This window comes from Mesorhizobium sp. HAY1-8B (assembly GCF_056868045.1).
Genome location: NZ_CP200321.1, coordinates 2,858,204 through 2,871,638, shown reverse-complemented (window position 1 = coordinate 2,871,638; position 13,435 = coordinate 2,858,204). Strand labels below are relative to the sequence as shown.

Here is a 13,435-nt window from a genome sequence, read left to right as displayed (position 1 = left end):
ATGATGCCACATTACGAACGTATCCTGATCACCGGCGCCGCCGGCCGCCTCGGTTCGGAGCTGCGCAAGGGGCTGGTGCCACTGGCGAAAACGATCCGGTTGGCGGGGCGTGAACCGTTCGGCGATCTCGCGCCTCACGAAGAGGAAGCGGTCTTCGATCTCGCCGACATGGAAGCGACGATCGCGGCCACCAGGGACTGCGATGCAATCGTGCATTTCGGCGGCGCGCCGCTCGAATGCGAATGGCAGACGATCCTGGATTCCAGCATACGCGGCTCCTACCACATCTACGAAGGCGCCCGGAAACACGGCGTGAAGCGCATCATCTACGCCTCCTCGGTGCATGCGATCGGCTATCATGAGGTCGAGGCCCAAATCGGCGTCGACGCGCCGGTGCGCCCTGACAGCCTCTACGGCGTCTCGAAGAATTTCGTCGAGAGCCTCAGCCGGCTCTACTGGGACAAATTCGGCATAGAGACGGTGTGCCTACGCATCTTCTCGTCCTTCCCCGAACCGGCGGACCGGCGCATGCTGTGGTCATATCTTTCCTTTGCCGACTGCGTGCGCCTGGTCGAGGCATCGCTTACCGCGCCGCGCGTCGGCCACACGATCTCCTTCGGCATTTCAGACAACAAGGTGAAGACGGTCGACAACAACGGCGCCAAACATCTGGGGTTCATCCCCCAGGACAGCGCCGAGCCGTTCCGCGCCGCGGTGGAAGCAAAGACCCCCGTTCCCGATCCGAAAAGACCGTCGGTAAAATATCTCGGCGGCTGGTTCTGCGAACTCGGCCATCCGGACGACAAGCCCGCCTGACTATAGAGCGGGCCGCCGTTTCGGTAAGACGGTGGCTCGCTTTCAGGCAGCCGCGCCGCCCAAATAGGCGCGCCTGCTGATGCCCAGCATCACGCATGGGCTGCGCATCATCGTCGAACGCTGCGCCGCGGAATCCGGCATCACGCCCGATGTCGGCATCGGATTCGTATGCCGTGCTGTGGCCCGTGCACAACGGTCTGCTGCGCTACTCGGGCTTCGATGCGCTGCCGCCCTTCGTCGCCCACATGCCGGACCGTGTCGGCGACGAAGGCCGCCAGGCCTATCTGGAGGCCTACGGCAAGAGACTGGCAGAGATCGACAAGACGCCGCGCCTGTTCTTCCACCCCGCTGAGGATTACGGCAAGAACGAGCGGCTGAAGCCGGGCGTGCTCGCCCGCTCGGGAGTGCAGCAATACCTGACGCCGGCGCGCGCCCGCTGGAGAACGAGCAGGCCGCGCCGCGCTGCTTCGCACGGTCCGCCTCGCCGACGACAGAAGTGGCATTGCCGGATGACAAGCGCATCGCACAACAAGGGCCAGAATTTCGGAGCCATTGCGCGGTAAGTTTTTGCTTGTGAACAGGCCGGCGGATTGTAGCCTGCCCATGAGCTGGTCCAACAAAGGTGGTTGCGCGAAATGGTCGACATCCAAATTCCGATGGATGCAGCGTGCCGCTGAAAGCAGTAGCTCATATCGAGGCCATGTCTGCCTTTGCGCTTGCGAATTTCGGCGGCTATGACGGGCCTACCCTTGCTCAGAATGAGAGCGCCTTTCCGCCCAGCCCTAAGGCGATCGCCGCCGGCCAGGACGCGATTGGCCGCAGCCATCTCTATCCCGACCCGGACTGGACGGCACTGCGCGGGGCGATCGCGCAAGCCTATGGGGTTGAGCGCGACCTGATCCTGTGCGGCGCCGGTTCGATGGAGCTGATCAGCTGCACCGTCGCGGCATTCGCCGGACCAGGCGATGAGGTGCTGGGCACCGCCTATGCCTACAATTTCGCAGCATCGGCCGCCGCGCGCGTCGGTGCGGTCTACATCAAGGCAGAAGAGCGCGATTTCACCGTTTCGATCGACAGCATCCTGGCTGCCGTCACGCCAGCAACGCGTATCGTCTTCGTCTGCAATCCCGGCAATCCGACCGGCACCCGTATCGGCAACAGCGAACTGCTGCGGCTGCGCGCGGCGTTGCGGCCGGACGTGCTGCTGGTGATCGATCAGGCCTATGGCGAATTCGACGACCAGGACCCCGGACCGATCTTCGCGCTTGCCTTGCGCGGCGACACCGTGGTGCTGCGCACCCTGTCCAAAGCCTACGGCCTGGCTGGGGCGCGCGTCGGCTGGGGCTTGTTTGCACCTTCGGTCGGGGCGCAAGTGCGCAAGATGCAGAATTCGAACCAGGTGACGACGCCTAGCCTCGCCATGGCCGTCGCGGCTGTGGAGGACCAGGCCTATATGCGCGAAACGGTAGCCCGCACGGCCGGAATTCGCGACCGGTTTGCGCAGGATCTGCGGTCCGCCGGGTACCATGTTCCCGAAAGCCGGACGAATTTCGTGCTGATCCGCTTCTCCAGCGCAGCCGCCGCGGAGGCGGCCGAGAGAAGCTTGCGCGGTGCCGATATCATCCTGCGGAGCCTGGGCGGTTACGGGCTCACCGACTGTTTGCGCGCGACGGTCGGCCCGCAAGAGATGATGGATCGGGCGCTGCGCATACTGATCGACATGCGCGGCGAATAGATCCGGCGACTGCATCCTGGGGAGATTGAGAGATGACGTACCTGCCCGCCCGTGACTTCATCGGCTATGGCGACAAGCCGCCGGCCGCGCAGTGGCCCGGCGGCGCCAAGCTCGCCCTCAACATCGTCGTCAACTATGAGGAAGGCGCCGAATACAGCATCGGCGAGGGCGACGGCGTCTCCGAGGCGATCCTGTCGGACCTTGCCGTGTCCCCCGCGGTGCCGGGCCTGCGCAACCGCAACATGGAATCGCTCTACGAATACGGCTCACGCGTCGGCGTCTGGCGTCTGGCTTCGTTGTTTCGCGATAAGGGCATCGTCCCGACTTTCTACGTCGTCGGGCGAGCGCTGGAGCTCAACCCGGCCGCAGGCAAGGCGATTGCCGAACTCGGCAGCGATATCGTCTGCCATGGCTGGCGCTGGATCGACTATGCGCCGCTGAGCGAGGAAGAGGAGCGCGATCACATCGCGATGACCGTGAACACGGTCCAGCGCTTGACCGGCATTCGCCCGCTCGGCTGGTACACGGGCCGGCCCAGTCTCAACACGCGGCGGCTGGTGGTGGAGCACGGCGGCTTCCTGTTCGACTGTGACGACTACAATGACGACCTGCCCTATTTTGTCGACGTCGATGCCAAGCGGCATCTGGTCGTCCCGCACAGCTTCGACAACAATGACAGCCGGTTCTCGCGCGGCTCCGGCCTGGAGACTGGCAGCCAGTTCTTCGAATATGTCAGCGATGGCGTGGACTGGCTGCTGGCCGAGGGCGAAAAGACGCCGCGCATGATGACAGTCTCGCTGCACTGCCGGCTGGCGGCCCGGCCGGGCCGCATGATCGGGCTCGCCCGCTTCCTCGACAAGATCAGGGCCAATCCGGACATATGGATCTGCCGCCGCTCCGACCTTGCCCAACATTGGCTGGATCGGTTCGGCGGATGAGAAAGCATTCGGCGGCATTGTTTTGACGCAATTCCGGACGGAAAACCGCTTCGCACTTTTCCTGGAATTGCTCTGGCCGCCGGCAACACCCTACTTATTCGGAACCTCGTAAACCTTGCCGTGCCAGGGTGCTGCATCGATCTGGTCGAGAGCCATCACGTAGAGCACCTTCTCATCCGGTCCGAAGGCAAAATTCGGCATGGATGGCGACGGAACCGAAAGCGTGCGCAGCAGCTTCGCGTCCTTGTCGACGACGATGATCTTGCCTGGCGCATCAAGCGAGCGTGGGCTCTGGCCGATATACATCTCGCCAGCCTTGTCCATCTTGATGCCGTCGGGCCAGATATGCGGCTGGTTCGGGAACAGATCATCGAGGCGCAGGAAGACGCGGCGGTTGCTCAGGCCGTGGTCGGGCTGGACATCGAATTCGATGATCCTGTTATCCTCGGTCTCGACCAGGTAGAGGATTTTTCCATCGTTCGACATGACCAAGCCATTGGCATTGTGCAGGTCGCCGGCAACCTTCTTCACGCTGCCGTCCTTGCCGATGTAGTAGGCCGAGGCGTCGATCAGCGGTCCGCCCTTGCCGGACCCAGTGAAGTAGATGCCGCCATCCTTGTCGGGCGCGAAGTCATTCGGTCCGCTGAACGGATTGCCGTCCGTGTCCTTGTCATAGGCCGGCAGCGTCTTGCCGTCGGCGGAGATGCGGCCGATCGAGTTGCTGTCGTAGCAGGTAACAAGAAACTCGCCAGAGCTCGTCGGCAACACCGCTGAAGGGCCGCAACCGTCCATCTTCCAGAAGATTTCGTTCTTCTTGCCGTCCCATACAGTCACTGTGCCGCGGCCGTATTCGACGTAGAAGAGCTTGTCCTGATACCAGATCGGACCTTCAGCGAACCACGCGTCTTCATTGATGACCTTGACGTCTCCCGCATGCGCGGAGGATGTGAGGGCCAGGGCAAGCATGGTGCCCAGCAGATGCCATTTGATCATGCGATTCCCCTTTGTTTTCAGATGGTCGAAATCTTCCTCGTTCAGCTTCGCCGGCGTTTCCGGCCGGTCACGGTTTTCGTCAGTTCGTCGAATGGAGGGATGGTCGGGTCTCTATGAGCGCAACCGCTTGCCTTCGGGGTCGAATGGCGGATGCGGCAGCAAGATCGCTTCATGCGGCCTTCCCAGTATGGCGACCGAGACCTTGTCTCCGGCCTTGGCCGAGCCGGCCTTGACATAGCCGAGTGCCAGGGACTTCTCGACGAAATAGCCATAGGCGCCCGAAGACACCTGTCCAATCGGCGTGCCATCGGTGAGGAAGATCGGTTCGCCGCCGGTTGCGTCGGCGTCCCTGGCATCGATCGACAGCATGATGAGTTCATCGCGCGCCGGCTTGCCGGCGATGGCGGCATAGGCATCGCGGTTCAGGAACGCTCCCTTGTCCATTTTGACAAGGCCATCGAACCTGACCTCCTGCGGCCAATATTCGGGCGAATATTCGCGACTCCAGCTGCCATAGCCCTTTTCGACGCGCAGCGACATCAGCGCGCGCGATCCGACCGGTCCGGCACCAACCTCATTGCCAGCTTTCAGAAGCGCATCGTAAAGCTCGACCTGGTCGGCGGATTTGCAATGCAGCTCCCAGCCAAGATCGCCGGTGAAGGACACCCTGAGCGCCATCACATCGATGCCGGCGACGGCGATCCGGCGCGACTGCATGAAGGGGAATGCCTCGTTCGACAGATCCTCATTGGTCAGGCGCTGCAGCAGTTCGCGCGAGCTCGGTCCCGCCACGTTGAAGCCGCAGAGCTCCTCGGTGCGCGAGCGGAAGGTCGTGCCCTCGGGCAAGGGAACGGCCTTGAAGAACCTTTGGTGGAAGCGCTCGGCCATGCCGGAGCCGATGACCATGAATTCGTCGTCGGCGAGCCTGGTCACGGTGAAGTCGCCGGCGATGCCGCCACGCTTGCCAATCAGCGGCGTGAGGCAGGAGCGGCCAACTTTTGCCGGCATGCGGTTGGCGAACAGCGCATTGAGCCAGGCCTCGGCACCAGTGCCCTTGACCTCGTATTTGGCGAAATTGGAGATGTCGATGATGCCGGCGCGTTCGCGCAGCATGCGCGCCTCGCGGCCCACCGGTTCCCACCAGTTCTGGCGCGTGAAGCCGATCGTCTCCTCGCGTGGCTCGCCCTCGGCGGCGAACCACAGCGGGTGCTCCCAGCCGAAATTGAGGCCGAAGACGGCGTTCATTTCCTTTTGCATGTCGTAGGCAGGCCTGGTCCGCACCGGTCGCCCGGCGGCGCGTTCCTCGTTGGGGAAATGGATCTTGAAGCGATGGCTGTACTGATCCTGGACGCGAGCCTTGGTGAAGGCCTTGCCGGCCCAGTGGCCGAAGCGCGCCATGTCCCAGGCAAACATGTCGAGCGAGGGCTCACCCTCGATCATCCACTCGGCTGCCAGCTTGCCCATGCCGCCCGACTGCGAGAAACCAGGAATGATGCCGTTGCAGCAAAAATAGTTGCTGAGTTCGGGCACCGGCCCGAACAGGACCGCGCTGTCCGGCGACCAGATCATCGGCCCGTTGATGACCTTCTTGACGCCGGCTGTGCCGACGGCCGGCACACGCGCGATCGCGCGCAGCATGTTCTCTTCGATACGGTCGAGATCGTCGGGAAACAGTTCGTGGCCGAAGTCCAGCGGGGTGCCGTCCTCGGCCCAGAATTTCATCTTGCGCTCATAGGCGCCGATGAGCAGCCCAAGGCCTTCCTGGCGCAGATAGTACTCGCCGTCGCGATCGGCGACCGAAGGCAAGCGGCGGCCCATGGCGGCGATTTCCGGAATGGTCTCGGTCACGAAATACTGGTGCTCGGTCGGAATCAGCGGCAGCTGCAGGCCAGCCATCGCGGCGACCTCCCTGCCCCACAGGCCGGCGGCGTTGACCACCCATTGCGTGTGGATGTCGCCCTTCGGCGTGCGCACGATCCAGCTGCCGTCTGCTTGGGCCTCGGTCGCGGTGACCGGTGTGAAGCGATGGATCTCGGCGCCCCGCTGGCGCGCGCCGGCGGCGTAGGCGGCGGTGACGCCGGACGGATCGACATTGCCGCCCTCCGGCTCGTACATGATGCAGCGTATGCCGTCGAAGTCGACCAGCGGATGCAGCCGCTCCGCCTCGTCACGCGCGACCTCGTAGAAATTCATCTTGTAGCGCCGCGCCTTGGCTTCCTGGAGCCTCAGCTGATGCTCGCGTGCCTCGGTCTGGGCGAGATAGAGCGAGCCCGGCTGGAAGATGCCGCAGCCCTGGCCTGTCTCGGCTTCCAGCTCCTTGTAAAGCGCCATGGTGTAGTGCTGGAGGCGGCTGATGTTGGTGGAATTGTGCAAGCCGTGGATGTTTGCCGCCGCATGCCAGGTGGAACCGGAGGTCAGTTCGCTGCGCTCCAGGAGGACGACATCCGTCCAGCCGAACTTGGCAAGGTGATAGAGGATCGAGCAGCCGATCAGACCGCCGCCGATGACGACGGCTTGTGCATGAGTACGCATGTTTCTTCCCTTTGTACGGCGACTTTATCCTGGCGTTTGACTTAGCTGACTGGTCGATCGCAGTCGCCCGGCGAGTTCGGGGGCGCAACATGCGCCCCCGAGATATTTGCTGTGGTTGAACCGACCTATGCCTTGTCGAGCCAGACCTTATCCAGCTGCAGTTCGAATGTCTGATGCATGCCAAGGTTCTTCACATAGGTGGCGTGGTGCCGGTACAGCGAACGCCAGAACGCCTGGACGAGGATGCCGGAGTCCTGCAGAATGGATTCGACGTCCTTCATCAGTTCCTTGCGCTTGTCGACGTCCGCCACGGCGAGCGCCGCGCTGAGCTTCTTGTCGAATTCCGGATTGGCGTAGCCCGACTCGTTCCAGGCCTCACCGCTGCGATAGGCAATCGCCAGCACCTGGACGCCGAGCGGCCGCATGCCCCAATCGGTGGTCGACCACGGATATTTCGTCCAGTCGTTCCAGAACGACGAGCCCGGAATGATGGTGCGCTTGACCTTGAAGCCGGCCTCGCGCATCTGCGCGGCGACGACGTCGGCCGGGTCCTTCACATAGTCCGCATCGTAGGAGATCAGCTCGAACTCGTGATCCGTCTGGCCGGCCTCGGCCATCAGCGCCTTGGCTTTGGCGAGATCGCGCGGAACTTTCGGCAGCGCGTAGTATTCCGGATGGATCGGACAGACATGGTGGTTCTCAGCGACCTGCCCGAGGCCGCTGTAGCCGAGCTTCAGCACCGTCTCATTGTCGACAGCGAGCTGGATGGCATTGCGCACGCGTTTGTCGTCATACGGCTTGTTGGTCACATTGGTGCGCAGCACGATGGTGCCGGCGGTGACCACCTGCTCCTTGACCAGCCCCATGCTGTCATAGAGGTCGACCGTGCCGCCCACCGTCTGGTAGTTGCAATCTATCTCACCGGCCTCGAAGGCGCTGCCGATGGCGGGGTTGGACGCGTCAGATCCGTAGTCGGTCCAGTCGACGCCATCGAGATAGGGCTCGCCGCCGAACCAGGTGAAGTCCTTGCGCCGCCGCACCGAGGCCGACTCGCCGACCTTGTACGAGATCAGCTCATAGGGACCGGTGCCGGGCGTCTTGAGCATGTCGGCGCCGTTCTTGTCGAAGTCGCGATGGACGATGACCGCCGGATAATCGGAAAAGCCCGGAATGATGGTGACGTCGGACTGATTGCATTTCAGCTTCACCGTGTGGTCGTCGACCTTGGTGATGGCGCCGGCCGCGGCTTTCTTGGTAACGGGATCGATCAGGGAGTTCATGCGCCCGGCCATCGAATTGCCCTCGGCCGCCTTGTCGCACCAGCGTTCGATGTTGTGCACGATGTCGTCGGCGTTGAAGTCGTCGCCATTCGACCACTTCACGCCCTTGCGCAGATGCAGCGTGTATTGCGTGGCGTCGTCACTCACTTCCCAGCTCTCGACCAGATGTCCCTCGAAGGTGAAGTCGGTGGTGTAGCGGATCATGTAATCGTTGCATTGGCGCATGACGTTGGCGATCTCGGACCAGTCCCAGGAGCGCGGATCCTTCATGTCCTTGATGATCATCTGCATCTTCAGGATGCCGCCCTTCTTGCCGGGCACGATCGTCGCGGCCTTGGCCGGGGCAATACCGGCCATCGAATAGGCGAACGCCGTGGACGCGCCCATCGCGCTTGCCATGGCCAGGAATTCGCGGCGATCCATCTTACCGCTTTTGACTTCGGCTGCGTAGCTTTCGATGACCGCCGGGACGCGGTCACCGTTGCTCTTGAACATTGTCATCGTTGTTCTCCGGTTCAGGGCTTTCCGCCCGTTACATTCCCCTTGCGATGTCCATGTTAGGGGTGATGCAAAAATCCCGGAAGGGCTCAAGCCGTGAAGAACCGCCAAAACCCGGCCCTAAAGACCTAAAAAAACGACGCCATTGGCGTGTCAAATTTTTGAGCGCAGGCCCGCTGCCCGCTCGCGGACGGCTGTCAGGCGCCGTCTTCGCGCGCTCGCGACAGGATCCATTCGCGCACGATGCGAGCGATGTTTCCTTTCGAGAGCTGGCTCTCGGTGAGGTAGTAATTCCAGGGGCTTGGCGGCCGAACCGGAAAGGGCTCGACGAGCAGTCCGCGACGCAGATAGGCATGGGCAAGCGACCGCTGGGTGGCGACCAGTCCGGCCCCCATGGCAGCGAGTTCGAGCGCGATGTTGGAGGCGTTCGTCGACAGCCCCTTGTCGTGGTCGTCCATGTCGACGCCAAGCGCGGTGGCAACAACCTGCCAGTATTCCTGGCGGCCATGCACGAAGATCCAGTCCACCTTGAGGATATCTGCCGGCGCCTTCACGGCATGCTCGCCTTCGAGCAGCGAAGGCGCGCAGAGCAGCAGCAGTTCGTCGTTCCAAAGCGGGATGCCGGCGGGCGGACGGTCGTCGAAACGCCGCGTCGAAATCGTGATGTCGGCGATCTGCTCGCTCATATCCTCCCAGATCGTGCCGTGCAGCACGATCTCGATCTCGGGATGCTTCTTGCGAAACGCGGCCATGCAGCCGGCCAGCCAGTTCTCCGCCAGGCTCATCGGGCAGGAGACGACCACGGTGCGGTTGCGCGACGAGGTTACGATCGCCTCCGTTGCCTGGTCGATCTGATCGAGGGCCTGGCGCAAGGTCGGCAGGAAGGCCTCGCCCATTTCGGTGAGCTTGAGGCTGCGCGGATAGCGGATGAACAATTGCCGTCCGATGTAATGTTCGAGCGCGCGGACATGCGTGCTGACCGCGGCCTGCGTGTATCCGAGTTCGTTGGCGGCGGCGGTGAAGGAGAGATGCCGGGCCGAACTCTCAAAGGACCTGATATAGTTCAACGGGGGTGGCGGCTTCATCGCTAACTCCTGCAAGACGCAGTGATAGCTATCCCACAGACGGGCTGGCGTTCAATCGTGACCGACCACAAGACGTGAATTTTTTTGGCCAATGCCGCCGAACTAATTGCGTGAAAGCGCGATGAACCCAAATTAATGATGTCGTGACGCAGAGGGGAGTAATGCAAGTGGCTGTGCCGTCGCATCGGCGTGAAGGGCCTGACGCGAGTACCAGCGTTACCGTCCGCCTGGCTGATTTCGTGTTACGGCGGCCGGCGGCGGCATTCCCCGTCTCCGTCCTCGAGCAGGCGCGCTACCTCCTGCTGGACACAATCGGCATTGCCGTTGCCGCCGGTCCGATGGAAGCGGGCCGGATTGCCCGCGACACCGCAGCACTTCTCTACGGTTCTACCGACCCGCGGCATTCGGCACGCATGCTTTTCGATGGACGCCGTGCCAGCATCGCGGGAGCCGCCTATGCGGCCGCGACACAGATCGACAATCTCGACGGCCATGACGGATACAGCCCGACCAAGGGCCATATCGGCGTCGCTGTCGTGCCGGCGCTGGCAGCGCTTGCCGAAGCACGCCCCGACCTTGGCGGGCCGGAGGCACTGGCGGCCCTGGTCGTCGGCTACGAAATTGCCGGGCGGGCGGGCATCGCGCTGCACGCGACCGTGTCGGACTACCATACATCGGGCGCCTGGAATGCGCTGGGCGTCGTCGCGGTGGCGGCGAGGTTGCGGCGGCTCGGCGACGATCAACTGCGCCAGGCGCTTGGCATTGCGGAATATCACGGCCCACGCAGCCAGATGATGCGCGAGATCGCGAACCCGACGATGCTGCATGACGGCTCGGGCATCGGCACGCTGATCGGCCTGTCCGCGGCCGTGCTCGCCGAACGCGGCTTTACCGGCGCCCCGGCGATCACGATCGAGGAACCCGAGGTCGCGCCGCATTGGCAGGATCTCGGCGCCTTCTGGCAGGTGCTGCATCAGTATGTGAAGCCGTACCCGATCTGCCGCTGGGCGCATGCCGCGATCGACGCGACGCGCGGGCTCTGCCATGCGCATCATCTCGCGCCTTCCGACATCAGCCACGTCGAGGTGAACAGTTTCCACTATGCCGCAACGCTGTTCGACGGCATGCCGGACACGACCTCGAAGGCGCAGTACAGTCTGCGCTTCGCCGTCGCGACCTTTATCGTCCATGGCCGTATCGGACTCGAGCACATTTCCGGCAGCGGCCTGGAGGATGCCGCCGTGGCGGATATGCTGAGCCGCATCACGGTCCTGGAGTCGGAGCGCCACAGTGCCCGTTTTCCGGCCGGCCGTTGGGCCGACGTGGCGATCACGACATCAGATGGGCGGATCCTCGCTTCGGGCGACGTCCATGCGCGCGGCGGACCGGAGGCGCCGCTAACGCAAGCCGAAATCGAGGCCAAGTACATGGAATTCGCCGCACCGGTGCTGGGACAGGGCCGCGCCGAGGCGATCCGCGACACGGTGCTGTCGCTCCACGACCGCGACAGCCTCTTCAGCGATCTCTCGGCATTGCTTTACGATCCTCCTGTCATCACCAGGATGCTGCAACGGCCAGCGTGGTAGCGGCCCGGGCGGCGGCAGCGGCGGTCACACACGGCATCGAATACCATCACGCATAGAGGACACAGATGACCCGCCCGCAAGGAACCATCGCACCGATCCTGACGCCATTCGCTGACGACGGCAGCATTGCACGCGATCTCTTTGTGTCCCATGCCAAATGGGTGCTGGACCAGGGCGCGCATTTCCTGTCCCCCTTCGGCACCACCGGCGAGGCACTGTCGCTCTCGCTGGGCGAGCGCATGCGGGCGCTGGAGTGGCTGATCGAAGCCGGCATTTCGCCAGACCGCCTGATGCCCGGCACCGGCGTCACCGCGCTGCCCGAAACCGTCGAACTGTCGAAGCACGCGGTCGGGCTCGGCTGTGCCGGAGTGATGGTGCTGCCGTCCTTCTTCTACACCGCCGCCGGCGATAGCGGCCAGGCGCGCTACTACAGCGAACTGATCGAGCGGGTTGCGAACCCGGCAATGAAGATGATCCTCTACCATATTCCGCAGAACTCCGGTGTGCCGGTGAGCCCGGCCTTGACCGCCCGGCTGAGTGCGGCGTTTCCTGAAACGGTCGTCGCCTACAAGGACAGCGCCGGTGACTGGAACAACACGGCAGCGGTGATTGCCGCCGCCCCCGAGGTTGCGGTTTTCCCGAGTTCTGAAGCGCAATTGACCAAGGGCCTGGCCAGCGGCGCGGCAGGCTGCATCTCGGCCACGGTCAACCTCAACGCCGCGGCCATCCGCTCGCTCTACGAGCGTACGCTGGCCGGGGAGGACATTGCCGAGGCGGATGCGACGATCAAGGCGTTCCGCAAGATCATCCAGGATGCCGGTCTGATCCCGGCAATGAAGGCCGTGCTGGCGGTGCGCTCCGGCGACCAGCGCTGGCTGAACCTGCGCGCTCCACACGAGAATGCAACGCTCGAAAGCGGTGAGAAACTGCTCGCGGCGCTCGGCTCTTCGGCAGATCACATTGGCCGGAACTGAGCGGCATCATGTCGGCTGAACCATCCGTCATCCTGCACACAGACCGGCCGGGCGCGGCGCTGGCCGTGCTGATGGAGACGCATCCGGACCTCGCGATCCATGCTTGCGACAGTTACGCCGCGCTGCCCGAATTGATCGGGCGCGTGGCGGCGGAAGTGGTTTATTCCGTCCGCTTCGACGGTACGCCGCGCTTTCCGCGCCAGGCCCTGGTCGAAAGCCCAACCGTGAAATGGGTCTCGGTGGGTGGCTCCGGCACCGATCATCTCGGACGTTGGGACCCGGAGCGGCTGACGGTGACGAACGCCGCGGGCGTTGCCGCCGGCATGCTTGCCGAATATGCGCTCGGCGCCATGCTGTCCTTCTCGCTCGACCTGCGCGGCTTTGCGGGCCGCCAGCAGGCACGACAGTGGGGCAGCGGCCGCGTCGAGCCGATCGAAGGCAAGACGGTGCTGATCATCGGCCTTGGCAAGACCGGCGAGGCCGTCGCCAAACGGGCGCAGGCGATGGGTATGCGCACGCTGGGCATCCGCGCGCGCCCCAAGCCGACACCAAACCTGGATGAGGTTCATGGCGTTGACGCGCTGCTGCCACTCGTGGGCCGTGCCGATTTCATTATCTGCTGCGTGCCTTTGCTGCCGACCACGCGCGGCCTGCTCGGCAAGGCGGCCTTCGCCGCGATGAAGCCCTCCGCCGTGCTAATCGATATTTCGCGCGGTGGCGTGGTCGATGAGACGGCGCTGCTCGAAGCCCTCGACGACAAGCGGATCAAGGGGGCGGCGCTCGACGTCTTTGCGACCGAGCCGCTACCCGCCGAGCATCCTCTCTGGGGTTACGACAACGTCGCCATCACGCCGCATTGCGCCGCGGTCTATGACGGCTGGGACATAAAGTCGGTGCGCATGTTCACCGACAATCTGGCGCGCTATCGCCGCGGCGAGCCGCTGGAGAATGTGGTCAGTCCGGAGCGCGGCTATTGAAAGCCGGGAAGGAATAAATCC

11 protein-coding genes are annotated in these 13,435 nt (G+C 63.6%); 7 read left to right on the top strand and 4 right to left on the bottom strand.

Annotation, left to right across the window (positions count from 1 at the left end; genetic code table 11):
- Positions 1-3: 3 nt before the first annotated feature.
- From AC1VON_RS13475 to AC1VON_RS13460, 4 genes are all read left to right on the top strand, one after another.
- On the top strand, positions 4-816 hold the full coding sequence (locus tag AC1VON_RS13475; RefSeq protein WP_172351692.1) for an NAD-dependent epimerase/dehydratase family protein: 813 nt from the start codon (positions 4-6) through the stop codon (positions 814-816).
- A gap of 149 nt (positions 817-965) precedes the next feature.
- On the top strand, positions 966-1,379 hold the full coding sequence (locus tag AC1VON_RS13470; RefSeq protein ID WP_483123297.1) for a hypothetical protein: 414 nt from the start codon (positions 966-968) through the stop codon (positions 1,377-1,379).
- 104 nt (positions 1,380-1,483) lie between these two features.
- Positions 1,484-2,551: a pyridoxal phosphate-dependent aminotransferase gene (locus AC1VON_RS13465; RefSeq protein WP_483123295.1), complete on the top strand. Its 1,068-nt coding sequence runs from the start codon at positions 1,484-1,486 to the stop codon at positions 2,549-2,551.
- 32 nt (positions 2,552-2,583) lie between these two features.
- Positions 2,584-3,489, top strand: coding sequence for an allantoinase PuuE (locus AC1VON_RS13460; protein WP_483123292.1), 906 nt, complete (start codon positions 2,584-2,586; stop codon positions 3,487-3,489).
- A 90-nt stretch (positions 3,490-3,579) separates the two neighbouring features.
- Here the strand turns inward: AC1VON_RS13460 and AC1VON_RS13455 are convergent, their stop codons facing one another.
- From AC1VON_RS13455 to AC1VON_RS13440, 4 genes are all read right to left on the bottom strand, one after another.
- Positions 3,580-4,482, bottom strand: coding sequence for an SMP-30/gluconolactonase/LRE family protein (locus tag AC1VON_RS13455; protein WP_483123289.1), 903 nt, complete (start codon positions 4,480-4,482; stop codon positions 3,580-3,582).
- 111 nt (positions 4,483-4,593) lie between these two features.
- Complete coding sequence (locus AC1VON_RS13450) at positions 4,594-7,014, bottom strand: GcvT family protein (RefSeq protein WP_483123286.1); 2,421 nt, start codon at positions 7,012-7,014, stop codon at positions 4,594-4,596.
- 125 nt (positions 7,015-7,139) lie between these two features.
- On the bottom strand, positions 7,140-8,795 hold the full coding sequence (locus tag AC1VON_RS13445) for an ABC transporter substrate-binding protein (RefSeq protein WP_172351696.1): 1,656 nt from the start codon (positions 8,793-8,795) through the stop codon (positions 7,140-7,142).
- Positions 8,796-8,989: 194 nt separating this feature from the next.
- Positions 8,990-9,877 carry a LysR substrate-binding domain-containing protein gene (locus AC1VON_RS13440; protein WP_172351697.1) on the bottom strand — a complete coding sequence of 296 codons (888 nt, stop codon included), beginning with the start codon at positions 9,875-9,877 and terminating at the stop codon, positions 8,990-8,992.
- Between the two features lie 167 nt (positions 9,878-10,044).
- Here AC1VON_RS13440 and AC1VON_RS13435 point away from each other — a divergent pair, with 167 nt between their 5' ends.
- The 3 genes from AC1VON_RS13435 (at position 10,045) to AC1VON_RS13425 (ending at position 13,414) form a co-directional block, all read left to right on the top strand.
- Positions 10,045-11,463, top strand: a complete 1,419-nt coding sequence (locus AC1VON_RS13435) for an MmgE/PrpD family protein (RefSeq protein WP_483123281.1) — start codon at positions 10,045-10,047, stop codon at positions 11,461-11,463.
- A 65-nt stretch (positions 11,464-11,528) separates the two neighbouring features.
- Positions 11,529-12,437, top strand: a complete 909-nt coding sequence (locus AC1VON_RS13430) for a dihydrodipicolinate synthase family protein (RefSeq protein WP_172351698.1) — start codon at positions 11,529-11,531, stop codon at positions 12,435-12,437.
- An 8-nt stretch (positions 12,438-12,445) separates the two neighbouring features.
- Entirely contained in the window at positions 12,446-13,414 is a 969-nt protein-coding gene (locus tag AC1VON_RS13425; protein ID WP_483123276.1) for a D-2-hydroxyacid dehydrogenase, read from the top strand.
- Positions 13,415-13,435 lie beyond the last annotated feature (21 nt).

Coding starts and splice junctions, on each gene's coding strand:
- AC1VON_RS13475 (WP_172351692.1), top strand. CDS start 4: ATGCCACATTACGAACGTATCCTGATCACCGGCGCCGCCGGCCGCCTC.
- AC1VON_RS13470 (WP_483123297.1), top strand. CDS start 966: ATGTCGGCATCGGATTCGTATGCCGTGCTGTGGCCCGTGCACAACGGT.
- AC1VON_RS13460 (WP_483123292.1), top strand. CDS start 2,584: ATGACGTACCTGCCCGCCCGTGACTTCATCGGCTATGGCGACAAGCCG.
- AC1VON_RS13455 (WP_483123289.1), bottom strand. CDS start 4,482: ATGATCAAATGGCATCTGCTGGGCACCATGCTTGCCCTGGCCCTCACA.
- AC1VON_RS13450 (WP_483123286.1), bottom strand. CDS start 7,014: ATGCGTACTCATGCACAAGCCGTCGTCATCGGCGGCGGTCTGATCGGC.
- AC1VON_RS13445 (WP_172351696.1), bottom strand. CDS start 8,795: ATGACAATGTTCAAGAGCAACGGTGACCGCGTCCCGGCGGTCATCGAA.
- AC1VON_RS13440 (WP_172351697.1), bottom strand. CDS start 9,877: ATGAAGCCGCCACCCCCGTTGAACTATATCAGGTCCTTTGAGAGTTCG.
- AC1VON_RS13430 (WP_172351698.1), top strand. CDS start 11,529: ATGACCCGCCCGCAAGGAACCATCGCACCGATCCTGACGCCATTCGCT.
- AC1VON_RS13425 (WP_483123276.1), top strand. CDS start 12,446: ATGTCGGCTGAACCATCCGTCATCCTGCACACAGACCGGCCGGGCGCG.